This window comes from Microbacterium sp. NPDC007973, from assembly GCF_042958465.1.
In the GTDB taxonomy this organism is placed as follows: domain Bacteria; phylum Actinomycetota; class Actinomycetes; order Actinomycetales; family Microbacteriaceae; genus Microbacterium; species Microbacterium galbum.
In genome coordinates, this window is record NZ_JBIBJJ010000003.1 from 413,546 (window position 1) to 436,409 (window position 22,864).

The 22,864-nt window shown below is 70.5% G+C and carries 24 protein-coding genes and 2 tRNA genes; 9 read left to right on the top strand and 17 right to left on the bottom strand.

The features are described 5' to 3' along the window. Nucleotides 1-315 precede the first annotated feature (315 nt). Together ACFZA2_RS10960 and ACFZA2_RS10965 are read right to left on the bottom strand one after the other, a co-directional pair. Nucleotides 316-492: a DUF559 domain-containing protein gene (locus tag ACFZA2_RS10960; RefSeq protein WP_391405288.1), complete on the bottom strand. Its 177-nt coding sequence runs from the start codon at nt 490-492 to the stop codon at nt 316-318. Next, a complete protein-coding gene (locus ACFZA2_RS10965) occupies nt 423-1,154 on the bottom strand; it encodes a DNA/RNA helicase (protein ID WP_391405336.1) in 732 nt (243 codons plus the stop codon). The genes ACFZA2_RS10960 and ACFZA2_RS10965 overlap by 70 nt, the downstream gene beginning before the upstream one ends. 390 nt (nt 1,155-1,544) lie before the next feature. Here ACFZA2_RS10965 and valS point away from each other — a divergent pair, with 390 nt between their 5' ends. The 3 genes from valS (at nt 1,545) to ACFZA2_RS10980 (ending at nt 6,601) form a co-directional block, all read left to right on the top strand. Beyond that, nucleotides 1,545-4,115 carry a valine--tRNA ligase gene (gene valS, locus ACFZA2_RS10970; RefSeq protein WP_391404429.1) on the top strand — a complete coding sequence of 857 codons (2,571 nt, stop codon included), beginning with the start codon at nt 1,545-1,547 and terminating at the stop codon, nt 4,113-4,115. After that, nucleotides 4,115-4,363 carry a hypothetical protein gene (locus ACFZA2_RS10975; RefSeq protein ID WP_391404432.1) on the top strand — a complete coding sequence of 83 codons (249 nt, stop codon included), beginning with the start codon at nt 4,115-4,117 and terminating at the stop codon, nt 4,361-4,363. The genes valS and ACFZA2_RS10975 overlap by 1 nt, the downstream gene beginning before the upstream one ends. 189 nt (nt 4,364-4,552) lie before the next feature. Further along, the gene (locus ACFZA2_RS10980) at nt 4,553-6,601 is read left to right on the top strand and encodes a M3 family metallopeptidase (protein ID WP_391404435.1); all 2,049 of its coding nucleotides are present in this window, start codon (nt 4,553-4,555) and stop codon (nt 6,599-6,601) included. 13 nt (nt 6,602-6,614) lie between these two features. Here the strand turns inward: ACFZA2_RS10980 and ACFZA2_RS10985 are convergent, their stop codons facing one another. The 7 genes from ACFZA2_RS10985 to ACFZA2_RS11015 form a co-directional block, all read right to left on the bottom strand. Then, entirely contained in the window at nt 6,615-7,130 is a 516-nt protein-coding gene (locus ACFZA2_RS10985) for a GNAT family N-acetyltransferase (RefSeq protein ID WP_391404438.1), read from the bottom strand. Between the two features lie 57 nt (nt 7,131-7,187). Then, the gene (gene clpX / locus ACFZA2_RS10990; protein WP_391404441.1) at nt 7,188-8,456 is read right to left on the bottom strand and encodes an ATP-dependent Clp protease ATP-binding subunit ClpX; all 1,269 of its coding nucleotides are present in this window, start codon (nt 8,454-8,456) and stop codon (nt 7,188-7,190) included. A 272-nt stretch (nt 8,457-8,728) separates the two neighbouring features. Then, the gene (locus tag ACFZA2_RS10995) at nt 8,729-9,391 is read right to left on the bottom strand and encodes an ATP-dependent Clp protease proteolytic subunit (RefSeq protein WP_315995588.1); all 663 of its coding nucleotides are present in this window, start codon (nt 9,389-9,391) and stop codon (nt 8,729-8,731) included. A 23-nt stretch (nt 9,392-9,414) separates the two neighbouring features. Then, nucleotides 9,415-9,999: an ATP-dependent Clp protease proteolytic subunit gene (locus tag ACFZA2_RS11000; protein WP_058231493.1), complete on the bottom strand. Its 585-nt coding sequence runs from the start codon at nt 9,997-9,999 to the stop codon at nt 9,415-9,417. Nucleotides 10,000-10,077: 78 nt separating this feature from the next. Beyond that, complete coding sequence (locus tag ACFZA2_RS11005) at nt 10,078-10,611, bottom strand: tetratricopeptide repeat protein (RefSeq protein WP_391404446.1); 534 nt, start codon at nt 10,609-10,611, stop codon at nt 10,078-10,080. A 179-nt stretch (nt 10,612-10,790) separates the two neighbouring features. After that, a complete protein-coding gene (gene tig, locus ACFZA2_RS11010) occupies nt 10,791-12,302 on the bottom strand; it encodes a trigger factor (RefSeq protein WP_391404449.1) in 1,512 nt (503 codons plus the stop codon). Between the two features lie 73 nt (nt 12,303-12,375). Further along, a tRNA-Pro gene (locus ACFZA2_RS11015) sits at nt 12,376-12,449 on the bottom strand. A 190-nt stretch (nt 12,450-12,639) separates the two neighbouring features. Here ACFZA2_RS11015 and ACFZA2_RS11020 point away from each other — a divergent pair. Next, nucleotides 12,640-12,713, top strand: a tRNA-Gly gene (locus ACFZA2_RS11020). A gap of 36 nt (nt 12,714-12,749) precedes the next feature. Here ACFZA2_RS11020 and ACFZA2_RS11025 read toward each other — a convergent pair. The 3 genes from ACFZA2_RS11025 to ACFZA2_RS11035 all read right to left on the bottom strand — a co-directional run bounded on the left by ACFZA2_RS11025 (nt 12,750) and on the right by ACFZA2_RS11035 (nt 14,154). Continuing rightward, nucleotides 12,750-13,106 (bottom strand): SdpI family protein, encoded by a 357-nt coding sequence (locus tag ACFZA2_RS11025; RefSeq protein WP_391404452.1) that lies wholly within the window; start codon nt 13,104-13,106, stop codon nt 12,750-12,752. Continuing rightward, the gene (locus ACFZA2_RS11030) at nt 13,103-13,492 is read right to left on the bottom strand and encodes a hypothetical protein (protein WP_391404455.1); all 390 of its coding nucleotides are present in this window, start codon (nt 13,490-13,492) and stop codon (nt 13,103-13,105) included. The genes ACFZA2_RS11025 and ACFZA2_RS11030 overlap by 4 nt, the downstream gene beginning before the upstream one ends. A gap of 125 nt (nt 13,493-13,617) precedes the next feature. After that, nucleotides 13,618-14,154, bottom strand: a complete 537-nt coding sequence (locus ACFZA2_RS11035; RefSeq protein ID WP_391404458.1) for a gamma carbonic anhydrase family protein — start codon at nt 14,152-14,154, stop codon at nt 13,618-13,620. Between the two features lie 148 nt (nt 14,155-14,302). On the opposite strand from ACFZA2_RS11035, the gene ACFZA2_RS11040 reads away from it, so the two are divergent. The 5 genes from ACFZA2_RS11040 to ACFZA2_RS11060 all read left to right on the top strand — a co-directional run bounded on the left by ACFZA2_RS11040 (nt 14,303) and on the right by ACFZA2_RS11060 (nt 17,698). Further along, complete coding sequence (locus tag ACFZA2_RS11040) at nt 14,303-14,893, top strand: alternate-type signal peptide domain-containing protein (protein ID WP_391404461.1); 591 nt, start codon at nt 14,303-14,305, stop codon at nt 14,891-14,893. Between the two features lie 12 nt (nt 14,894-14,905). Beyond that, nucleotides 14,906-15,421, top strand: coding sequence for a hypothetical protein (locus ACFZA2_RS11045; RefSeq protein WP_391404464.1), 516 nt, complete (start codon nt 14,906-14,908; stop codon nt 15,419-15,421). 35 nt (nt 15,422-15,456) lie between these two features. Beyond that, complete coding sequence (locus tag ACFZA2_RS11050; protein ID WP_391404467.1) at nt 15,457-15,912, top strand: hypothetical protein; 456 nt, start codon at nt 15,457-15,459, stop codon at nt 15,910-15,912. Beyond that, nucleotides 15,903-17,102 carry a signal peptidase I gene (locus ACFZA2_RS11055; protein WP_391404470.1) on the top strand — a complete coding sequence of 400 codons (1,200 nt, stop codon included), beginning with the start codon at nt 15,903-15,905 and terminating at the stop codon, nt 17,100-17,102. The genes ACFZA2_RS11050 and ACFZA2_RS11055 overlap by 10 nt, the downstream gene beginning before the upstream one ends. Nucleotides 17,103-17,212: 110 nt before the next feature. After that, nucleotides 17,213-17,698, top strand: coding sequence for a Dps family protein (locus ACFZA2_RS11060; protein WP_076675873.1), 486 nt, complete (start codon nt 17,213-17,215; stop codon nt 17,696-17,698). Between the two features lie 115 nt (nt 17,699-17,813). On the opposite strand, the gene ACFZA2_RS11065 is transcribed toward ACFZA2_RS11060, so the two are convergent. From ACFZA2_RS11065 to ACFZA2_RS11085, 5 genes are all read right to left on the bottom strand, one after another. After that, a complete protein-coding gene (locus ACFZA2_RS11065) occupies nt 17,814-19,307 on the bottom strand; it encodes an amidohydrolase (protein WP_391404473.1) in 1,494 nt (497 codons plus the stop codon). Beyond that, a complete protein-coding gene (locus ACFZA2_RS11070; protein WP_391404476.1) occupies nt 19,304-19,927 on the bottom strand; it encodes an FMN-binding negative transcriptional regulator in 624 nt (207 codons plus the stop codon). Before ACFZA2_RS11070 ends, ACFZA2_RS11065 begins: the two co-directional genes overlap by 4 nt. Nucleotides 19,928-20,043: 116 nt before the next feature. Continuing rightward, entirely contained in the window at nt 20,044-21,033 is a 990-nt protein-coding gene (locus ACFZA2_RS11075) for an Fpg/Nei family DNA glycosylase (RefSeq protein ID WP_391404479.1), read from the bottom strand. Beyond that, nucleotides 21,033-21,575 (bottom strand): ribose-5-phosphate isomerase, encoded by a 543-nt coding sequence (locus ACFZA2_RS11080; RefSeq protein WP_391404482.1) that lies wholly within the window; start codon nt 21,573-21,575, stop codon nt 21,033-21,035. The genes ACFZA2_RS11075 and ACFZA2_RS11080 overlap by 1 nt, the downstream gene beginning before the upstream one ends. A gap of 90 nt (nt 21,576-21,665) precedes the next feature. Continuing rightward, nucleotides 21,666-22,853 (bottom strand): ferrochelatase, encoded by a 1,188-nt coding sequence (locus tag ACFZA2_RS11085; RefSeq protein WP_391404484.1) that lies wholly within the window; start codon nt 22,851-22,853, stop codon nt 21,666-21,668. Between the last annotated feature and the right edge of the window lie 11 nt (nt 22,854-22,864).

The following is a 22,864-nucleotide window of genomic DNA, read 5'->3' on the forward strand; positions in this document are numbered from 1 at the left end:
GGCGGCTGCGGCGCCGCGCGATCTGCCCGTGCGGGGCGATCGGCCGTTGTGCGGTCGTCGGCCCTGGGTCAGTGATCGGCCTCCGATCAGTCGCCTCCCCGCCACCGCACTTACCCGGAGCAGATCACTGAGCCGGCAGAGGCACCGAGCGTCAACCCCGGCCCCCCCTGAGCGATCCGCCCGGGGTCAGTGATCGGCGCACGATCAGTCGCCTCCTTGGACGGCACCCGCCTCAGGGCAGATCGTTGACCCTGCGACGGCACCGGGCCTCGACCCTCGCCAGGACGGCGCCCACCTCTCCCGGTCGGCCGTGCGTCAGGCCTTGTGCAGGCCTTGCGCGACGGCACGCATGATCCGCTCCTGCACGTCCTCCCACTGGTGCATGACCTGGGCGTATCCGACTCGGATGACGTGATAGCCCATCAGCATGAGCTGCGCGTCGTGATCGATGTCGGAAGTCCGCTGTGCGCCGACGTGGTGCGCGCCGTCGATCTGACCACGAGACGCTCGCCGATCAGCACGTCGACGCGATGACCCGCGATCCAGATCTGCAGGCGGACGGGGAGATGCAACCACCGCAACCGAACGATGAAGATGGTCTCGAGCCCGGAGTCGGCCCACGGCGACGCCTCGTCGGCGAGGCGCCGCGCCGCTCCCGTCCACGGCAGCCGCCGCAAAACCTCCACGTCGATGAGTCGCTGGTTGAGCGCCGAGTCCCACACCGTTCGCGCCCGTTCGTCGGGCTGACACGCTGCGACCGTCATGAGCACGTTCTCCACCCCGTCTTCGAGGGCGTCAGGATGCCTCGGGACGACGGGGCGCTGCCAATGGACGACGGCTGCGGGCCCACGCACCCGACCCGACCCGCGGTAGGCGACATGCGGGAGCTCCGGCGAATCTGCGACCCAAAGCTTCAGACGCTGAGCCGCGGTGACGCAAGAAAGAACGACGCCCGTACGGGCCGCTGCGACGAGAAGTGGATCCGCACCGGGAACGGCCACCCAGTTGCGTTGCACGCGGAAGAGCAGTCCCTTCTCCACCGCGCGGGCCAGGTGATGCTTGCTGTGTCCCTCGTCGAGGAGCCGTGTCGAGCGGGCGACGCCGCCGAGCAGCGCCACACGATCGGCGATTTGAAGAGTCGGCGGAGGGTGCATACCGTCCATCGTGTCCGCTCGCGGAGAGCCACCGGGGCCGATAGGACGATCCGTGGAAGCACGGAGCCCTGGGGAGGAAGGGTCGCCGAGCGTCTGTCGAACCCGATCTCCCGTCCACTCCGCGGGCATTGACACTGTCCGCCCTCTCCTATCACCGCTCCCCGTTCGCAATCCGCCTCCGCTCCGTCACCGAACCTCGAACACGACTGACGCTGGGCAGATCGCGAACGCTAGGGCGGCGGTCGGAGCACCCTCGCCCTGTCTCGTTCACGACCAGCTCCCGCCACACCCTCCGCAGACCCACGTGCCGCCCGCGACCCCGGTATCCTGGACCCCACACCCATCAGGCACGCTCACACAGTGCCGCCCATATCGCTCGAGGAGTACCCCATGGCTGCCACCATCCCCGACAAGCCCGCGCTGGAAGGCCTCGAGCAGAAGTGGGATGCCGCGTGGAACGAGCGCGGCACGTACGTCTTCGACCGCCTGCGCGCAGCCGAAGCGGGCCGTCAGGGCGTGTACTCGGTCGACACCCCGCCGCCGACGGCATCCGGAAGCCTTCACATCGGCCACGTGTTCTCGTTCACGCACACGGACGTGAAGGTGCGCTTCGAGCGCATGCGCGGCAAGACGGTGTTCTACCCGATGGGCTGGGACGACAACGGCCTGCCGACCGAGCGCCGCGTGCAGAACTACTACGGCGTGCGCTGCGACCCCTCGCTCCCCTACGACGCCGACTTCACCCCGCCGTTCGCGGGCGGCGACAACAAGAGCAGCAAGGCCGCCGACCAGGTGCCCATCAGCCGCCGCAACTTCATCGAGCTGTGCGAGCAGCTCACCATCGAGGACGAGAAGCAGTTCGAGGAGCTGTTCCGCGAGCTGGGCCTCAGCGTCGACTGGACACAGACCTACCGCACCATCTCCGACGACTCGATCCGCACGAGTCAGCTGGCGTTCCTGCGCAACATCGAGCGCGGCGAGGCCTACCAGGCGCTCGCCCCCACGCTGTGGGACGTGGACTTCCGCTCCGCGATCGCCCAGGCCGAGCTCGAGGACCGCGACCAGCCCGCCGCCTACCACCGCGTCGGCTTCGCCAAGACCGACGGCTCGGGCGACGTGTTCATCGAGACCACCCGCCCCGAGCTGCTGCCGGCGTGCGTGGCGCTCGTGGCGAACCCGGATGACGAGCGCTACCAGCCGCTGTTCGGCACCACGGTGCGCACCCCGCTGTTCGACGTCGAGGTGCCCGTGCTCGCGCACCCCCTCGCGCAGAAGGACAAGGGATCGGGCATCGCCATGATCTGCACCTTCGGCGACGTGACCGACATCATCTGGTGGCGCGAGCTCGACCTGCCGAACCGCACGATCATCGGCAAGGACGGTCGCATCGTCGCCGAGGCCCCCGATGTGATCGTGACGGATGCCGCGAAGACGGCGTACGCGGAACTCGCGGGCAAGACGGTGTTCAGCGCCAAGAAGCGCATCGTCGAGCTCCTGCAGGAGTCCGGCGCCATGGAGGGCGCCCCCAAGCCCTTCACCCACCCCGTGAAGTTCTTCGAGAAGGGCGACCGCCCGCTGGAGATCGTGTCGACGCGCCAGTGGTACATCCGCAACGGCGCTCGGGATGCCGAGTTGCGCGAGCGTCTGGTGGCCCTCGGCCGGGAGATGTCCTGGCATCCGGACTTCATGCGCGTGCGCTTCGAGAACTGGACCAACGGCCTCACCGGCGACTGGCTCGTGTCGCGCCAGCGCTTCTTCGGTGTGCCGATCCCCGTCTGGTACGGCCTCGACGAGAACGGCGAGCGGGACTACGCGCGCGTGCTGACGCCCGATCTCGCCTCGCTCCCCGTCGACCCGACGACCGACGTGCCTCCGGGGTACACCGAGGACCAGCGGGGCGTCGCCGGCGGCTTCGACGCCGAGCGCGACATCCTCGACACGTGGGCGACGTCCTCGCTCACCCCGCAGCTCGCCGGTGGCTGGCAGCGCGACGAGGAGCTGTGGAACCTCGTCTCGCCGTTCGACCTGCGCCCGCAGGGACAGGACATCATCCGCACCTGGCTCTTCTCCACGATGCTGCGCAGCGCACTCGAGGACGACCGGAGCCCCTGGTCGGATGCCGCGATCTCGGGCTTCATCGTCGACCCCGACCGCAAGAAGATGTCGAAGTCGAAGGGCAATGTCGTGACGCCCGCCGACATCCTCAAGCAGCACGGCTCCGACGCCGTGCGCTACTGGTCGGCGTCGAGCCGCCTCGGCACCGACGCGGCGTTCGACCCGCAGAACCCGACGCAGGTGAAGATCGGCCGCCGCCTCGCGATCAAGCTGCTGAACGCCGCGAAGTTCGTGCTGTCGTTCCCGGTGCCCGAGGGAGCCCAGGTCACGCACGCGCTGGACGCGTCGATGCTCGCGACACTGGATGCCGTCGTGCGCGACGCCACCGCCGCCTTCGAGGCGTACGACCACGCGCGGGCTCTCGAGGTCACCGAGTCGTTCTTCTGGACGTTCTGCGACGACTACCTCGAGCTCGTGAAGGAGCGCGCCTACGACCAGGCCGACGTGGGTCAGGCCTCGGCCGCCCTTGCCCTGCGGACGGCCCTGTCGACGCTCGTGCGCCTGTTCGCCCCCGTCCTCTCGTTCGCGTCCGAAGAGGTGTGGTCGTGGTTCGAAGAGGGATCGGTGCACACCGCCTCCTGGCCCGAGCCGCTCGGCATCGAGGGTGACCCCGCGGTGCTGACCGCGGTGAGCGCCGCACTCATCGGCATCCGTCGCGCCAAGACCGAAGCCAAGGCCTCGCAGAAGACGCCGGTCACCTCGCTGATCGTGTCGGGTCCGAACGTCGAGGCCCTGCGTCTCGCCGAGGGTGACCTGCGCGCGGTCGGGCGCATCGAGACGATCTCGTTCGCCGAGGCCGACACCACCACCGTCACCGACATCGTGTTCGCACCCCAGGAGGCCTGATGCAGCTCGGAACCCGCTGGACCGCCCGTGAGCAGCCGCCGAAGGCCGTTCCCGAGGTGTTGCACGCTCAGATCGCCGCGGTCGAGGCCGCGCTCAACCCCGACGGTCTGAGCGCCCCCGCGCCGCGGTGGACGCTGACCTTCCTCGAAGGACGCCCCGTGGCCGAGCTCGACACGGGGGTCATCGTGTCGCAGGAGGCCTCGGGCGAGGTCGTCGTGCGGTACGACGACGACGCCGAGTTCGCCTGAGCCGTCGTCGCCGGCGAGAGCCCGCCGCCGCCTCCGGGCGGACGGCGGGCTCTCTCGTTCGACGTCGAGAGGGCCCGGTCCCTTCGACAGGCTCAGGACCCTCCGCCCCGGGTGGCTGAGCGCGTCATGCCGTCGCCGCGGAGGAGCCGCGGCCGTGACCGCGGACGGCACGCCGCCTAGGCTGGACCGATGACGGATGCCCCCAATCCCCTCCTCGCGCCGCCCTCGCTCCCCTACGATCTGCCGCCGTACGGCAGCATCCGCGTCGAGCACTACCTGCCCGCGTTCCAGGCAGGCTTCGCCGCACAGCGCGACGAGATCGACACGATCACCGCGCAGTCCGATGCGCCGACCTTCGAGAACACGCTCGTCGCGCTCGAGCGCAGCGGCGAACTGCTCGGTCGTGTGAGCCGCACGTTCTACACCGTCACCGGTGCTGACGGCACCGCGGAGATCCAGGCCGTCGAAGAGGAGCTCGCTCCGCTCATGTCGGCACACCGCGACGCCATCCAGCTCGACTCCGCGCTGTTCGCCCGCATCGCCGCCGTGCACGCGCAGCTCGACGACCTCGATCTCGACGCCGAGAGCCGCTACCTCGTCGAGCGGTACCACCGCGAGATGTCGCTCGCGGGAGCCGGCCTCGACGACGCCGAGAAGCAGCGCTTGACCGAGCTCAATCAGAGACTCTCGGTGCTCACGAACACCTTCGAGAAGAACCTCCTCGCCGACACGAACGACCTCGCCGTGGTGTTCGACACCGCCGCCGAACTCGACGGGCTCAGCGACGGCGAGCTGTCCGCCGCTGCTCAGGCAGCGACCAGCCGCGGACTCGACGGCCGCTACGTCGTCACCCTCACCCTGTACACGGGGCACCCGCTCCTCGCCTCGCTGACGAATCGAGAGAGCCGCCGCCGCCTGCTCGAGGCGTCGCGCTCCCGCGCCGCACGCGGCAATGACAACGACAACCGCGGGGTCCTCCGCGAGATCGTGCGCCTGCGCGCCGAGCGCGCCGCCGTTCTCGGCTACCCCTCGCACGCGGCGGCCGTCCTCGCGGATCAGACGGCGGGGTCTCCGGATGCCGCGCGCGACCTGCTGCGACGGCTCGCCGCCCCCGCAGCGGCCAACGCCCGCTCCGAGCAGGACGCCCTGCAGGAGATCGCGGATGCCGACGGCATCCGGATCGACGCCCACGACTGGGCGTTCTACACCGAGAAGGTGCGCGCCGAACGGTACGACCTCGATCGCGCGGCCCTTCGGCCGTGGTTCGAGGCCGAGCGCGTGCTGCGCGACGGCGTGTTCTTCGCCGCCGAGCAGCTCTACGGCATCCGCATGACCGAGCGCCACGACCTGCAGGGGTACCACCCCGACGTGCGCGTGTTCGAGGTGCACAATGCCGACGGCAGCGAGCTCGGGCTGTTCCTGCTCGACCTGTATACGCGCGACACCAAGCGCGGGGGCGCGTGGATGAACTCGATCGTGACGCAGTCCCGGCTCCGCGGCACGGCCCCGGTGGTGGTCAACAACCTCAACGTCAACAAGCCCGCTCCCGGAACCCCGACGCTGCTGACGCTCGACGAGGTCACCACCCTCTTCCACGAGTTCGGCCACGCCCTGCACGGGCTCTTCGCGACCGTGACCTATCCGCATTTCGGCGGCACGGCCGTCTACCGCGACTTCGTCGAGTTCCCCAGCCAGGTGAACGAGATGTGGATCCTCTGGCCCGAGATCCTCACGAATTACGCCCGCCACATCGAAACCGACGAGCCGCTCCCCGCCGATGTCGTCGAGCGACTGCACGCCTCCGAGGCGTTCAACCAGGGCTTCGCGACGAGCGAGTACCTCGCGGCGTCCTGGATCGACCAGGCGTGGCACGGCCTCTCGGTCGACCAGGCCTCGGCGGACATCGATGTGGCGGAGTTCGAGGCGCGAGCCCTCGCCGACATCGGCCTCGACAACCCCGCCATTCCCACCCGCTACGCGTCGACGTATTTCGCGCACGTGTTCTCGGGCGGGTACAGCGCCGGGTACTACTCCTACATCTGGAGCGAGGTGCTCGACGCCGACACCGTGGAGTGGTTCCGTGAGAACGGCGGACTCACGCGCGAGAACGGCGACCGCTTCCGCCGGAGGCTGCTGGGGGTCGGTGGGTCCGGCGATCCTCTCGCCGCGTACCGCGACTTCCGGGGTCGGGATGCCGAGATCCAGCCGCTCCTCGAGCGACGCGGTCTCGCCGGCTGAGGAATCCGCCGGTTCAGCTTCCGACGGAGTACTTGAACCCGATGTGCGAGTCCGCGAAGCCCAGCCGCGTGTAGAACCGATGCGCGTCGACGCGTGCCGCATCGGAGGTCAGTTGCACGAGGGTCGCCCCGGTCGCCGGGGCGGCCTCGTGCATGACCCAGCGCATTACGGCGCTGCCGATACCGCCGGAGCGCGCGCTCGACGACACGCGCACCGCCTCGACGAGCAGACGCGTGGCGCCTCGGCGCGCCATACCGGGAATGAGGGTCAGCTGGAGCGTCCCGACGACGGCCGCGTCAGCGGCATCCACGACGAGGAGGTCGTTCAGCGGGGCGTCGAGGACCCCCGTCAAGGCGCCGGCGTAGGCCTCGAGGTCGAGATCATCGCCGCGGTCGCCGCGCGCAGCGCTGATCGGATCGTCCGAGAGCAAGGCCACGAGAGCGGAGAGGTCGTCCGTTGTCGCGCGACGCACGCTGACGTGGCCGGCGCGGATGGGCAGGACGACGGGAAGCTGCAGGTCGGGGAGCATGTCCCCATCCTGCCGCGGGCGACGGGGCGCGCCGGGCCCGACGCCCCGCGGGATCGCTCAGGCGCTGCGGCGCTTCTGCGCCAGCACGATCGTCGGCTGGGCTCCGTCTTCGACGGCCGCGCGGGTGATGACGACCTTCGCGATGTCGTCGGCCGAGGGCACGTCGAACATGATGGGGCCGAGCACGTCCTCGAGGATCGCGCGCAGACCGCGCGCACCCGTCTTGCGGGCCACCGCGAGGTCGGCGATCGCGCGCAGCGCGTCGTCGTCGAACTCGAGCTGCACGCCGTCGAGCTCGAACATGCGCTGGTACTGCTTGACGAGGGCGTTGCGGGGCGCGGTGAGGATCTCCATCAGCGCCTCCTGATCCAGCGGCGAGACGGATGCCACGACGGGCAGACGACCGATGAACTCGGGGATCAGACCGAACTTGTGCAGGTCTTCGGGCAGCGCCTCGCTGAAGAGATCGGGCGCGTCCTCCTTGCGCTGCAGCGGAGCGCCGAAACCGACGCCGTGCTTGCCGACGCGGGCGGAGATGATCTCCTCGAGCCCCGCGAAGGCACCGGCCACGATGAACAGCACGTTCGTCGTGTCGATCTGGATGAATTCCTGATGCGGGTGCTTGCGGCCCCCCTGCGGCGGAACCGAGGCGACGGTGCCCTCGAGGATCTTCAGGAGCGCCTGCTGCACGCCCTCACCCGACACGTCGCGCGTGATCGAGGGGTTCTCGGCCTTGCGGGCGATCTTGTCGACCTCGTCGATGTAGATGATGCCCTGCTCGGCGCGCTTGACGTCGAAGTCGGCGGCCTGGAGGAGCTTGAGCAGGATGTTCTCGACGTCTTCTCCGACGTAGCCGGCCTCGGTGAGGGCCGTGGCATCCGCCACCGCGAACGGCACGTTGAGGCGCTTCGCGAGCGTCTGGGCGAGGTAGGTCTTGCCGCAGCCCGTGGGGCCCAGCAGCAGGATGTTGCTCTTGGCGATGTCGATCTCTTCGGCGCGCGCCTCGGCGGGCTGCAGCGTGCCGTGCGCGCGGACGCGCTTGTAGTGGTTGTAGACGGCGACGGCCAGGGCGCGCTTGGCGGGCTCCTGACCGACGACGTACTCCTCGAGGAAGGAGAAGATCTCGCGCGGCTTGGGCAGGTCGAATTCGGCGACCTCACCGGCCGAGGACTCGGCCATGCGCTCTTCGATGATCTCGTTGCAGAGCTCCACGCACTCGTCGCAGATGTACACGCCGGGACCGGCGATCAGCTGCTGCACCTGCTTCTGGCTCTTGCCGCAGAAGGAGCACTTGAACAGGTCGGCGCTCTCACCGATGCGTGCCATGCCGGTTCCTCCCGTCACCCGGCCCCCGCCGGTGTGTACCCGAGCCTAACCCGAGCCCGCGACATCCGAGGGCATTTGCGCGCCCGGCGGTGTCGTGATCGCCGACGGCGGACGCCCGGCATCCCGCCGCTCCCCCGCGTGAGTCGCCGGGATCTGTCGCTCCCGCATCGCCGGAGGCGGCGAATTCCGGCGACTCACGCCGAGCGCCCCGCGCACGACGAAGCCCCGCAGACCGAAACGGATCTGCGGGGCTTCGTCGTGTCGCGAGCGTGTCAGGCGGTGAGGGCCGCGGGCTGACGCTTGCGGGTCGTGAGCACCTGGTCGACGATGCCGTACTCCATCGCCTCGGCGGCGGAGAGGATCTTGTCGCGGTCGATGTCCTTGTTGACCTTCGAGACGTCCTGACCGGTGTGGCGGGCCATCGTCTCCTCGAGCCAGGTGCGCATGCGGAGGATCTCCTGCGCCTGGATCTCGATGTCGGACGCCTGCCCGTGACCGGCCTCGCCCATGGCGGGCTGGTGGATCAGGATGCGGGCGTTCGGCAGGGCGAGACGCTTGCCGGGCGCGCCGGCGGCCAGGAGCACGGATGCCGCGGACGCGGCCTGACCGAGAACCACGGTCTGGATCTGCGGCGAGACGTACTGCATGGTGTCGTAGATCGCCGTCATGGCCGTGAACGAGCCGCCGGGCGAGTTGATGTACATGATGATGTCGCGGTCGGGGTCTTGCGACTCGAGCACGAGCAGCTGGGCCATGACGTCGTCGGCCGAGGCGTCGTCGACCTGGACGCCCAGGAAGATGACGCGGTCCTCGAACAGCTTGTTGTAGGGGTCCTGGCGCTTGTAGCCGTAGGCCGTGCGCTCCTCGAACTGAGGAAGGACGTAGCGGCTCGAGGGCATGTGGGCCGCTGCGCCGCCGAAGGTGGGGATGTTCATGTCGGTGTCCTTTTCCTCTCGACTCAGGCCGCGGTTCCGCCGCCGCCGGTGACGTCGGTGGCGTGCTCGCGCATGTGGTCGACGAAGCCGTACTCGAGGGCCTCCTGAGCGGTGAACCAGCGGTCGCGGTCACCGTCGGCGTTGATCTGCTCGACGCTCTTGCCGGTCTGGTTCGCCGTGATCTCGGCGAGGCGGCGCTTCATGTCGAGGATGAGCTGCGCCTGCGTCTGGATGTCGCTCGACGTGCCGCCGAAGCCGCCGTGGGGCTGGTGCAGCAGCACGCGCGCGTTGGGCGTGATGTAGCGCTTGCCCTTGGTGCCGCTGGTCAGCAGCAGCTGGCCCATCGACGCCGCCATGCCGATGCCGACGGTGACGATGTCGTTCGGCACGAACTGCATCGTGTCGTAGATCGCCATGCCGGCCGTGATCGAGCCGCCGGGCGAGTTGATGTAGAGGTAGATGTCCTTCTGCGGGTCCTCTGCCGCGAGCAGCAGGATCTTGGCGCAGATCTCGTTCGCGTTCTCGTCGCGCACCTCCGAACCGAGCCAGATGATGCGGTCCTTCAGCAGCCTGTCGAAGACGCTCGTTGCCATAAGGGGTTCGGGCATGTGTGCTCCTCTTCCGGTGATCTGCAACGAATCTACCGGCGGGTCCGGGGGCGGGATGCCGTGTTCGCCGCGGGCGGATCAGCGCGGATCGTCGGCGATTTCTCGCGCGTATCCGGCCACGGAACGGGTATAGCGCGGCAGGTGCGGCGCGAGGGCCTGGAGAGCGACGGATGCCGCCCGCTCCGGCTCCCCGCTCGACACCAGCGCGAGGGCGTAGAAGGCGGCAGCCGCGTCGTGCAGCTCCCCGCGCGGCTCGCGCTCGTACTCCGCCCGGAGCATCTCGAGCGCCTCCTCCGTCTTGCCGAGGTTGCGGATGGTGCTGGCGAGCTGGATCGTCGCGCAGGTGCGGCGCTCGTCGTCGAGGCCGATCTCGAGCGCGCGACGGTACAACACCTCGGCCTCGCCCTCGACGCCCGCGGAGTCGCGTGCTCCCGCCCGCTCGAAGAGCGCCACGGCATCGTCGTCGGGTCGCTCGGCGGCAAGCTCGTCGATCCGCGAGATCACCTCGGTGGGGCTGAGCGCCTCATCAGCCCAGACGGCATCCACTCTGCTCTGCCAGTCGTCCATCTCTCGCATCCATCTCTCGTCAGGTATGTCGAGCGTCCAGGACACGCCGCTGACCGTCGGGACGCGCGGCGTGTTCTGGACGCTCAACAGGGGTCGGGGACCCGGATGTCGAGCGTCGACACGACGCGCGAGCGGGGCGCGGGAGGGCGTGTCGTGGACGCTCACCGGAATCCGGGAACGAAGAAGGGGGCGGATGCCGTGGCATCCGCCCCCTCCGTCGTGACTTACTCGCTGTCGGCGGCGTCGGCCTTCTTCTTGGCCGGGGCGCGCTTCTTGGCCGGAGCCTTCGCGGGGGCCTCCTCAGCGGCGGCCTCCTCGGCGGGAGCCGCGTCAGCGTCGGCCTTCTTCTTCGCGGGGGCGCGCTTCTTGGCCGGAGCCTTCGCGGGGGCCTCCTCAGCGGCGGCCTCCTCGGCCGGCGCCTCGTCCGCGGCGTCGTCACCCTCGACGGGCTCTTCGCCCTCGACGGCGACGAAACCGGTCAGGTCGACGGGCTTGCCGTCGGTGTCGACGACGGTGACCTTGCCGAGCGCGATCGCGAGGGCCTTGTTGCGGGCCACCTCGCCGACGAGCGCGGGGAGCTGGTTGCCCTGCTGCAGCGCGTTGACGAAGTCCTGCGGCGCCATGTTGTACTGCGCAGCCGACTGGATGAGGTACTGCGTCAGCTCGTCCTGCGACACCTGGACGTTGGCGTCCTCGGCGATCTTGTCGAGCACCATCTGCGTGCGGAACTGCTTCTCGCTCGCCTCGGTGACCTCGGCGCGGTGCTCGTCGTCTTCGAGGCGGTTCTCGCCCTCGAGGTGGTTGTGCACCTCGTCCTCGATGAGCTGCGGGGGCACGGGGATCTCGACGGCCTCGAGGAGGGCGTCGATGAACTTGTCGCGCGCGGCCGAACCCTGCGTGAACACGGCCTGCTGCGACACGCGCTCGCTGAGCGACTCGCGGAGCTCGGCGATGGTGTCGAACTCGGACGCCATCTGGGCGAAGTCGTCGTCGGCGTCGGGGAGCTCGCGCTCCTTGACGGCCTTGATGGTGACGGCGACCTCGGCCTCTTCGCCGGCGTGCTCGCCACCGACGAGCTTCGAGCGGAAGGTGGTCTGCTCGTCGGCGGTGAGCGACTCGATCGCCTCGTCGATGCCCTCGAGCAGCTCGCCGGAGCCGATCTCGTACGACACGCCCTCGGCGCGGTCGATCTCGTTGCCGTCGATCGTGGCGACGAGGTCGAGCTCGACGAAGTCGCCGCTGGTGGCCGGACGGTCGACCGTGACGAGCGTGCCGAAGCGGGCGCGCAGGCGGTCGAGCTCGGCGTCGATGCCGGCCTCGTCGGCGGATGCCGCGTCGACGGTCACCGTGATGGTGTCGTACGCGGGCAGCTCGAACTCGGGGCGCACGTCGACCTCGACATCGACGACGAGGTCGCCGGAGAAGTCCTTCAGCTCGGGGAGCTCGACGATCTCGGCGCTCGGGCGGCCGATGACGCGGAGGTCCTGCGCCTCGACGGCCTGACGGTAGAACCCGTCGAGACCCTCGTTGACGGCGTGCTCGATGACGGCGCCGCGGCCCATGCGCTGGTCGATGATCGGCGCGGGGACCTTGCCCTTGCGGAAGCCGGGGATCTGCACGTCGCGGGCGATGTGCTCGTAGGCGTGGGCGATGCTCGGCTTGAGCTCGTCGGGCGAGACCGTGATGTGGAGCTTGACCCGGGTGGGGCTGAGCTGCTCGACGGTGCTGTTGACCATGCGGTGTGTTCTCCTCGTGTGGCCCGCGCGCACGCGGGGGCCGTGTGGGCCTGTGGTCTGTGGGGCCGTTGCGTCGGGGCGACAGGATTTGAACCTGCGGCCTCCCGCTCCCAAAGCGGGCGCTCTACCAAGCTGAGCTACGCCCCGGGGCGACGCGCGCGAACGCGTTCGACGAAACGACCTCGGAAAGTCTAGTCGATCGACCCGGGACCGCCGGTTTTCTCGCGGTGCGGGGCGAAATCGGCATCCGCGTCGACCGGGTGCGTTCGCGACCGCCTGCGCCGTGTCGTAGAATAGTCGAGTCCGACTCCGCGGCTCGTCATGAGCGGCGGAATTCGGGGCTGTAGCTTAGTGGTAAAGCCTCTGTCTTCCAAACAGATGATGCGAGTTCGATTCTCGTCAGCCCCTCCACTCCCCCGTCGATGCGACAATCACGGCTCCTTCCGATCAGCGCCCGGTATCGGCATCCATCCGTTCCACCGCCCGCCGGGCCACGACCGCGGCGACGAGAAGCCACACGACCGCCCACGCGCAGCCGGCCATCGCGGCCCATACGGCCGCGTCCTCGCCCGCGACGATCGCCGCGGCTCCCGCCGCGATGAGACCGGCGCCGGACACGGCCATCGGCACGACGGCCGCGGTGTGTCCGACCCGCCACGCCTCGTCGCTGCGCATCGTGGAGGTCGTGCGGATGCCCATCCAGAGGTTGCGGGTCAGCGTGCCGCGGGAGGACCGGTAGGCCAGCCACGCGATGAGCGCCCCGGCAATCAGCAGAGGGACGGCGGTGCTGAGGGCGACGATCACGGGACCTCTCCCTCGGCAGCGGTGGCACGGCGGGCCAGGACGCGGCGGAACGACGCGGGCAGTTCGACGTTGCGACCGGCCCCCGCGAAAAACGGCGCCACCTGCTCGGGGCGGTATCCGGCGATCCCGCAGCCCACCTCGGTGAGGAGGAAGCGCAGTTCCGGGTGCTCGGCGGCGAACGCGACGAATCGGCGCGCCTGCTCCTCGAAGACGGTCGGCCCCGACATCGTGTCGATCGCGTAAGACCGACCCTGCAGCCCCTCGCCCTGTCCCCACACGGCCCCGAAACGATCGAGGGCGAACCGGGCCGCTCCCCCGCCGTGCGCGCCGGCCGCGTTCGACCCGAAGACGAAGACCTCACCGGGCTCGAGGGTGGTGATGGTCATCGCCCCACCCTATGCACGCCTCGCTCGCGACGCACACCCATGGCGGGTGGCGGACGGCGAGCGAAGACATCGGGCCGCGCACACTGCGCACCGCGTCCCGCGCACCGACGGTCCCGCGCGCTGGATCAGACGTGTTGCGCGTGGATGTGGCGCACCGTGTGCCTGAGGTAGGTTTCCGCGTTGCGGACGATTCCTTCGCGCTCCGCCGCCGTGAGCTCGCGGCGCACCTTCGCCGGAACACCCGCCACCAGCGACCCCGGCGGCACGATCGTCCCCTCCAGCACTACCGCGCCCCCGGCCACGAGCGATCCCGCGCCGATGTGCGCACCGGAGAGCACCACGCTTCCCATGCCGATCAGCGACCCGTCGTCGATCGTGCATCCGTGCACGACGGCATTGTGGCCGACCGATACGTCGGCGCCGATGACGACCCCGTGGCCGGAATCGACGTGCACCGAGACGTTGTCCTGCAGGTTACTGCGCGGCCCGACCATGATCGGGGCGCTGTCGGCGCGAAGGACGGCGTTGTACCAGACGCTCGCCCCCTCGGAGAGGGTCACCGCACCCACGACACGTGCCCCGGATGCCACGAACACACTGCCGTGCAGGGAGGGCGTCGCACCGTCGAGGGTCAGGACGGAGGCATCGGGGGCGATCGTCATGGGCCGAGGCTAGCCGTCGCGGGGCACTACTCACGACTACCGAGGGACGAGCGAAACGGTACCCGGCGACCCTGAACCGGTAGTGGCGGCCGGCCGGAGCCCTCGTAGGTTCGGAGCCACCTCAGCCGCACCCGCTCTTGGAGTCGTCATGTCATCGTCGACAGCACCCGCCCCCACCCCCACCGCCCGGCCCGTCCGACGGCCCCGGCGCACCACCGCCATCCTCGCGATCGCCGTCGGTGCTGCTCTGCTGTCGGCGGGCGGTGGGACGTACGCCTACTGGTCGACCCAGACCGCGCTCACCGCAGGTCCCGTGAGCGCGGGTGATCTCAACCTGTCGCTCGGCACGGGCACGTGGAGCCTGAAAGGCGTGCTGGGCTCGGCGCAATCGGTGAGCAACCTGACCACCGTCAAGATCGTCCCCGGAGACGTCCTCACCCTGACCCAGCCCTTGGACGTGACGCTGGTGGGCACCACCATCGCCGCCGACCTCAAGGCCGAGGTGGGGTCGACGTTCACGTCGGGAGCCCTGGGCAGCAACCTCGACGTGGTCCTCACGGTGAGCAGCTACGGCACGCCGACCGGCACGAACACCTACCGCCTCACCTCGGCCAACAGCGGCGCCGCCACGGCGACCCTCACCATCACCTTCAAGCCCGGGACGACGGGCCGTGCCGGAGCCACCCAGAGCGTCAACCTCAACGACATCGCCTTCACGCTCACGCAGGCGTCCAGCTGACCCGGTGCCTCGATGTCGACGCGTGATGCGTCCCCCCGCGGACGACTGCGCGCAGCGGCGGTGCTCGCGGCGGCCCTGGTGCTCGGTACCGGGACCGCTGCCGCCCAGGCTTCCTGGCGCGCTCAGGCGTCGCTGACGGCGGGACCCGTGGCATCCGGGTCGTTCGACCTCGCCACCCAGTGGGTCGGGAACTGGTCGACGTGGACGCCGCTGTATCCCGACCGCTCCAGCGACACCCCCCTGCTGCGGGTCACCGAGACCGGCGCCGGCGGAACGACGCTGCGCTGGCGTCTGACGCCCACCGTCACCGCCCCGGCGTACGTGACGACGCGGGTCTACCTCGGCTCGTGCGGAAGCGCGACGGTCATCGCCTCCGGAACGTCCTACGCTCCGGCCGGCGGCTTCAGCCCGGGACAGTCGGTCGACCTGTGCGTGCGCGCCACCCTCGCGGCGGATGCACCCGCCTCCCTCCAGGGCACGGCGCTCACGCCGACCGTCGTCGTCACCGCCGACCAGGTCGTGCAGTGACGACGCGGCGGCGACACGCGCGGACCACGGTCGCGGTGACCGCGCTGATCCTGGCCCTGGCGGGCGCGAGCCCGGCATCCGCCGCGTGGCAGGTGAGCGCGCCCGTCCCGCTGCCCGCCCTGAACGCGGGCACACTCGGTGCGCCGACGCTGCTGTCGTGCACGCCGACGACCGTCAACGGGCTCGCCGCCGCCCGCCTCACCTGGGCGCGGGTGACGGGGGCGAACGAGTACTCCGTGATCGCCACCAACGTGCGGACGGGTCAGCCCCCCGAGCTCGCGCGCGTGCAGGACGCCACCCTGACCGGAGACACGTTCTCGGTCACCGTGCAGGGCGGACTGCTCGGCGGCGTGGTGACCCTGCTGACCGGGAACCCCACCGTCGCGGCCGTGTCGATCAACGGCCTCTGGCGGTCGTCGCCGAGCGCTGCGCAGACCGTCGTCCCCGGGAACGGCCTCGGTTTCATCCTCGGGGGTGCGGCGTGTCCGTGAACGTCGGGCTCCGGCGCGATCGCCGTCCCGCGCCGCCCTCCCCCGGACGCATGGCCCGGGTGCGCGGCATCCTGTCGACGATCCTTCTGATCGCCGTCTCGGCGTTCGCCCTCCTGACCGTCGTCGTGCCCGCCGTCCTCGGCGCGCAGACCTACACGGTGCTCACCGGCAGCATGAATCCCGGGATGCCGCCGGGGAGCCTCATCGCGGTGCGCGCGACGCCGTTCGACGCCGTGCGTGTGGGCGATGTCGTGACCTACCAGATCCGGTCGGGCGAGCCGGCCGTGGTGACGCACCGCGTCGTGGGGACGACCTCGAGCACGAGCGGGGACCGACTTCTCATCACCCGTGGTGACGCGAACGACCTCGACGACCCTCCCGTGCAACGCGAGCAGCTCCGCGGCACGGTCGTGCTCGCGCTCCCGCTGCTCGGCTACCCTTCGGCCATCTTCGGCGGCCAGGAGCGCGGGGCGGCGATCGCCGTCGTCGGTGTCGCGGTGATCGCGTGGGGCGCGGTGCTGTTCGCTCTCGACCTGCGTCGTCCTCGACGCCGCTCGCGCACCCCGATGGTGGTCGTCGCGGCGATCCTGGCCGCGTCGTGCTCAGTGGCGGTCCCGGCGCCCGCGAGGGCCGACCCCGTCGGATCCTCTCCACCGCGACTCCTCGTGAGCGACGACGGCGAGCACTTCGTCGCCGACGGCTCCATCCGCCTCTTCGCACCGGATGGACCGCTCGTCCCCGGGGCGAGCAGCGTCGCCACTCTCTGGATCCGCAACGGCAGTGCCGACCCCGCTCGCGCGGGACTGCGCCTCGAGACCACCGACGACGGCGACCCTGCCAGCCGGGCGCTGGCGGACGCTCTGCGGTTGGTCGTGGCGTCGGTCCCGGTGCCGCCAGACGGCGCGTGGGTGAGCGAGATCATTCCGGCCGGGCGCACGGTGCGCCTCGACATGGCACTGCATCTCGACGCGGAGGCGCAGAACGACTCGCGCCGGGGACGGGCCACGGTGACCCCGGTGGTGCAGCTGACCGAGGCGACCGCGGATGCGGAGCTCCCCGGGCGGCCCACGCCCGCAGAGCTCCCCCGGACGGGTGCGCCCGCGGCTCCGGTCGGGGTCGTCATCGTTGCTGCCGCCGCCCTCATCGCCGGCGCCGCGGCAGGACGTCGGCGAGGGGCGGAAGGAAGGTAAGGATTGCCTCCTCACCGGGGATTTAGCCGAGCCTCATCTTGCTTGCGGAATGCTCGGGCGTGAGTAGCGTTGCATCCATCAGACTTCGTTCACTGCGACAAGGAGCAGACATGAGCACCGTTCAGACCCCCGCCGCCACCACCGTCGACCCCACGATGGCCGCCGGCACGGCCCAGTTCCTCTCCCCCGTCGTGATCGGCCTCGAGGCCCTCGTTGTCAACGGCAAGCAGGCGCACTGGCACGTTCGCGGCTCGAACTTCATCGGCGTCCACGAGCTGCTCGACACCGTGGTCGCCCACGCGCAGGACTGGGCCGACCTCGCGGCCGAGCGCATCGTCGCCCTGGGCCTGCCGATCGACTCGCGCCTGTCCACCGTCGCCGCCAAGGCGAAGGCGACCGAGGTGCCTGCCGGATTCGCGCAGTCCGACGTCGTGATCCGTGCGGTGATCGCCGACATCGACGCGGTGCTCGTCGACATCGAGGCCGCCATCGAGGGCCTCGACGAGATCGACATGTCGAGCCAGGACGTCGCGATCGAGATCAAGCGCGGCCTCGACAAGGACCGCTGGTTCCTCTTCGCGCACCTCGCCGCGTAAGACGATTCGAAGGGGGCGGTGCGTGAGCATCGCCCCCTTCGTCATGCCCGGGCGCCCTCGGTCATCCGAGCGGTCCGGGAGATGCCGGACGGTCGCTCCACGCGGGGGAACGCCGTCAGACCCCGTGCGTCACCCGCCCGGCCACCAGTGTCGTGCGCACGGGCATCGACCGCAGCGCGCGCTCGTCGGCGGTCAGCGGATCGACGCCGACGATCACGAGGTCGGCGACCGCCCCCGGCGCGATCTCGGCCGGTGTCGTGGATCCCCCGGCGGTGGATGCCGCGATCGCGGTGCCGATCTCCACCCTCTGATGCGCCTGCCAGGGCTCGCGCCCATCGCGGGTGCGGAACACCGCGGAGGCCATCGCCGCCCACGGATCCAGCGGCGCCACCGGAGCATCGGATCCGAAGCGGAGGTTGGCGCCGCTGTCGGCCAGTGCCCGCAGGGGGTAGGGCTGCGCCGACTGCCCGGCCCAGATGGCATCCGTCATGTCGCGGTCGTCGAGCGCGTGCTCGGGCTGCACGCTGGCCGCCACGCCGAGGCGGGCGAAACGCGGGATGTCGGCGTGCGCCACGAGCTGCGCGTGCTCGATCGTCCCGACCGCACCCGTCACCGCGTAGGCGTCGAGCGCGTGACTGTTGGCGACGTCGCCGATCGCGTGGATCGCGCACTCCAGGCCGGCGGCGGTCGCTCGCGTCATCATCTCGACGAGGTCGTCGGGCGCAACCGTGAGCAGACCGTGGTTGCCCGGGTCGCCGGGGTAGGGGTGAGCGCACGCGGCGGTGCGGGTGCCGAGCGAGCCGTCCGTGATGGCCTTGAGCGGCCCGACGCGGACGAGGTCGTTCCGCCCACCGCGCACGCGGTCACCCGTCCGCAGGCCCTCGGCGATCGCCCGGTCGAGGTGCTGAGGGTAGGTGCCGTACGACACCCGCAGGGCGTCGAAGCCCCGCGCCGCGCGACGCTGCCACGGTTCGTCGTTCCACGTCATGTCGAGGTCGACGAGCCCGACGAGACCCCGGGCCGCCGCGGCGCGCGCCATGCGCTCGACGGCGTCGTCGGCGACGTCGGCCTCCACGGCGTTCAGGCGACGGGAGATCTCGAACGCGTCCTCCTCGACCAGCATCCCGGATGCCACGGGAGCGAACCGCTCGCGACGGAATGCCGCGGAGTTCATCCAGACGCTGTGCACGTCGGCATTGATGAGATAGGTCGGGACGTCGCCGGTCGTGGCATCCAGCAGGTCGAGGCGCGGCGCGTCGGCCCACAACCCGTCGCGGAAGCCGGAACCGATCCGTCGCCCGTCGCTGAGGGGCGCGAGCGCCATGACGGCCGCCGCATCGTGCGCGGAGGAGACCTCGCCCAGCGGGACGCGATCCGCCGCGAGGGCCCACTGGAGCACGTGCACGTGGTGGTCCCACAGGCCCGGGAGGAGCCACCCGCCCTCGCCCTCGACGACGACACCGGCGGGGCGCAGGTTGCCGGTCGGCGCGATGTCGGCGATGACCCCGTCGACGAGGACGAGGTCGACCGGTTCGTCGGTGGGCAGCAGCTCGCGTCCGGGGCCGGCCACGCGCACGGCGCGGACGAAGCCGACGCTCTCCCCAATCACGGGCGCACCCGTGCGTCGGCGGCGCGCCGCATCTCCGCCGCGAGCCCCGGGTTGTCAGACCCGAGTCCCGCGATGATCGTGTCGACCACCTCGGGGCTGCGATTCTGGCTGAGCTTGCGCTTCGCCGTCACGCGCGTCGGCGTCAGGCGGAAGCCGACCGTGCCGCGCTCGAGGCGCTCGACGAAGGCGGCGTCGTTCGGGAGCGTGTACAGCCCGCGCGCATCGGCGCCGTCACCCTCGAAGCGGTCGACGAGTCGGTCGAGCACGCGGAGGTTCTCCTCCGCCGACAGCAGTTCCGGGATGCCGGACAGGTGCGCCGAGACGAAGTTCCAGGTCGGCACGGCGGGAACGTCGCCGTACCAGCGCGGGGTGATGTAGCCGTGCGGGCCCTGGACGACCACGAGCAGCTCGCGATCGCCGAGACCGAGGATGACGTCGTCGGGCTTGCCCACGTGCCCCACGATCGTGAGGTCGTCGCGGGTGTCGTCGAGCATGACGGCGTAGTGCGAGGCGACGAGGCCGTCATCGGTCTGGCTCACGAGGGTCACCCACGGATGGAGGTCGATGAGACGGCGGATCTCGCCGACGTCGGTCATCGCGAAGCTCGGATTCTGGCGCACCGGATCAGCCTAGAACGCAGGACGTGTCGACGTGCTCAGCCTCCCCCGCCGTCGCAGTCCCCGAGCCCGTCGCAGGGACCGCAGGCTCCGACACGCTCAACCTCCACGGGACGCCGTCACGCCTGGCAGTTGGGGCACCAGTAGAGCTTCCGCCCCGCGGCCTCCTCCATCAGCACCGTCGTACCGCAGATCCGGCACGGGAGACCCGCGCGGTGGTACACCCAGTGCCGGTCGTCGCGGTGCGCCATCGCGCGGCGGTACGCCTCGGGATCGAGATCGTCCATCGTCATCATCTGGCCGGTCTCGACGCCGATGGGCAGGAGCCGCGCCCAGTCGCGCCACAGATCGCGCACCACCTTCTCGGGCACCTCGCGACCGGGGGTGTGCGGGTTCTGCCGGGCGCGGAACAGCAGCTCGGCGCGGTAGACGTTGCCGATGCCGCTGACGACGGACTGGTCCATGAGCAGCAGCCCGATGGGGGTGGGCTTCTTCCTCACCGTCGCGGTGAAGCGCTCTTCGCCCTCGGCGAGGTCGTCGACCAGCGGGTCGGGCCCGAGCTTGTCGATCGTCGCCTGCACCTCGTCGGGCGTCTGCAGGGCGCACGCGGTCGGGCCGCGCAGGTCGGCGCACGTGGTCTCGGTGAGAAGACGCAGACGCACCGCTCCCACGGGTGGCGGCGGCCACTCCGTCTCCTCATCGAGGCCGGTGGTCTGCTCCGACATCCGCACGCGGGAACGTCGCGGGGCGCCGATCGAGCTCAGGGAGTTCTCGCCCGCGGCATCCATGATCGCCTCGTCGACGACGGTCCCCCGCTGGTTCGTCTGGCCCATGCGCCCGTTGGACGACGCGATGGTGGCGTCGACCGAGACCTCGCCTGAGAAGTCCCACGCGCCGTACATGCCCAGGTGCACCCGCAGCCAGACGTCGCCGTCGAAGCGGAGGAACATCTGCTTCGCGACCGCTCGCGCCTCCAGCGCCTCGCGTCCGTCGAGCACAGCGGCACCCTCGGCGAATCGGCCCTGCGGGCTGGATGCCGAGACCGTGCGTCCGACGATGTTGCGCTCGAACTGCCGAGCGATCCGATGGACGGAATGCCCTTCGGGCATCAGCCTGCCTCGGGGTCGAACGAATCGCTCGCGTCGGTCATGGTGTTCTCCGATCGGCCGGCGCGCGGGTCGGGAAGAAGCACACCGTCCTGCTCGAACGCGGCGAGCTGGCCGATGCGGCGCGTGTGGCGCTCCTCTCCCGAGAACGGCGTCGCGATGAAGCGGTCGATGAACGACGCGGCCTCGTCGAAGGTGTGCTGGCGCGCGCCGATGGAGATGACGTTGGCGTCGTTGTGCTCGCGGGCGAGCTCGGCGGTGGAGATGTTCCACACGAGCGCGGCGCGCACGCCCAGCACCTTGTTCGCCGCGATCTGCTCGCCGTTGCCCGAGCCGCCGAAGACCACACCGAGGGCCTCGACGCCCGCCGCCTGGTCGCGCACGACGGCTTGCGCGGCGCGGATGCAGAACGCCGGGTAGTCGTCGAGCGGGTCGTACTCGACCGGCCCGTGGTCGATGACCTCGTGTCCCTGGGCGGCGAGGTGATGCTGGATCTGGGTGGAGAACTCGAGACCGGCGTGATCGGTGCCGATGTGGATGCGCATGGGGCCAATCCTATTGAGGGCCGCGGGCGACGCGGGCGGGGATGACGATGCCGCCCGCCCCCTCGCGAGGGACGGGCGGCATCGGGGGCGTCAGGGGCGAAGACCCGCCGCGACGGGCTTGAAGCCGGCGCGGATGTTCTCGCAGCAACCGGGACGGCAGACGTCGTACCAGGGCCCGAGGTCGGTCAGGTGCGGACGGTCGGCCTTCGGCGTGCCCGTGAGTCGCTCCTCGACCAGATCCACCAGGCCGGACACGTAGGCGGGGTCGATGCCGGGGGTCGGCGTGCGCACGGCGCGGATGCCGGCCTCTTCGGCGGCCTCCATCGCCTCGGTGTCGAGGTCCCACAGCACTTCCATGTGGTCGCTGACGAAGCCGAGCGGCACGATCACCACGGCCTCCGCCCCGCGCGAGGGGAGCTCGGCGATGACGTCGTTGACGTCGGGCTCGAGCCAGGGCTGCGTGGGCGGGCCCGAGCGGGACTGGTAGACGAGCTCCCACTCGACGTCGGCGACGGCGGCGGCGACCTCGGCCATGACGAAGGCGGCGACGGCCTTGTGCTGGGCCTCGTAGGCCCCGCCCTCGCCGAAGTCCACGTCGCGCGGGCCGGAGCGCTGGGCATCGGCGGTGGGGATGGAGTGGGTGGAGAAGAGCACGCGGATCTTCTCCGGGGCGATGCCCTCGGCCACGAATGCCGACACGGCGTCGGAGACGCCCGTCACGAAGGTCGAGACGAAGCCGGGGTGGTCGAAGAACTGGCGCACCTTGTCGATGGTCACTGTCTCGCCGAGGCCGGTGGCCTCGAGGACCCGCGCGTAGTCCTCGCGGTACTGGCGGCAGCTCGAGAAGGAGCTGTACGCGCTGGTCGCGATGGCCAGGAGGGTGGTGTCGCCGGCCTCGGCCGCCTCGGTCACGGCCTCTTCGAGGTACGGCGACCAGTTGCGGTTGCCCCAGTAGACCGGAAGCCCCAGCCCGCGCTTGGCGATCTCCGCCTCGAGGGCGGCCTTGAGCTCGCGGTTGTGCTGGTTGATCGGGCTCACCCCGCCGAAGTGGCGGTAGTGGTGGGCGACCTCTTCGAGGCGCTCGTCGGGGATGCCGCGCCCGCGCGTGACGTTGCGCAGGAACGGGATGACGTCGTCCTGGCCCTCCGGTCCGCCGAAGCCGGCGAGGAGGATGCCGTCGTACGCCACGGGCGTCTCGACCCACTTGGGTCCGGATGACGCGGCGGGCGACGCGTAGAGGACGGTCTCAGGGCTGGTGTCCGTGTCGGTCGTGCTCACGCAGTCATCTT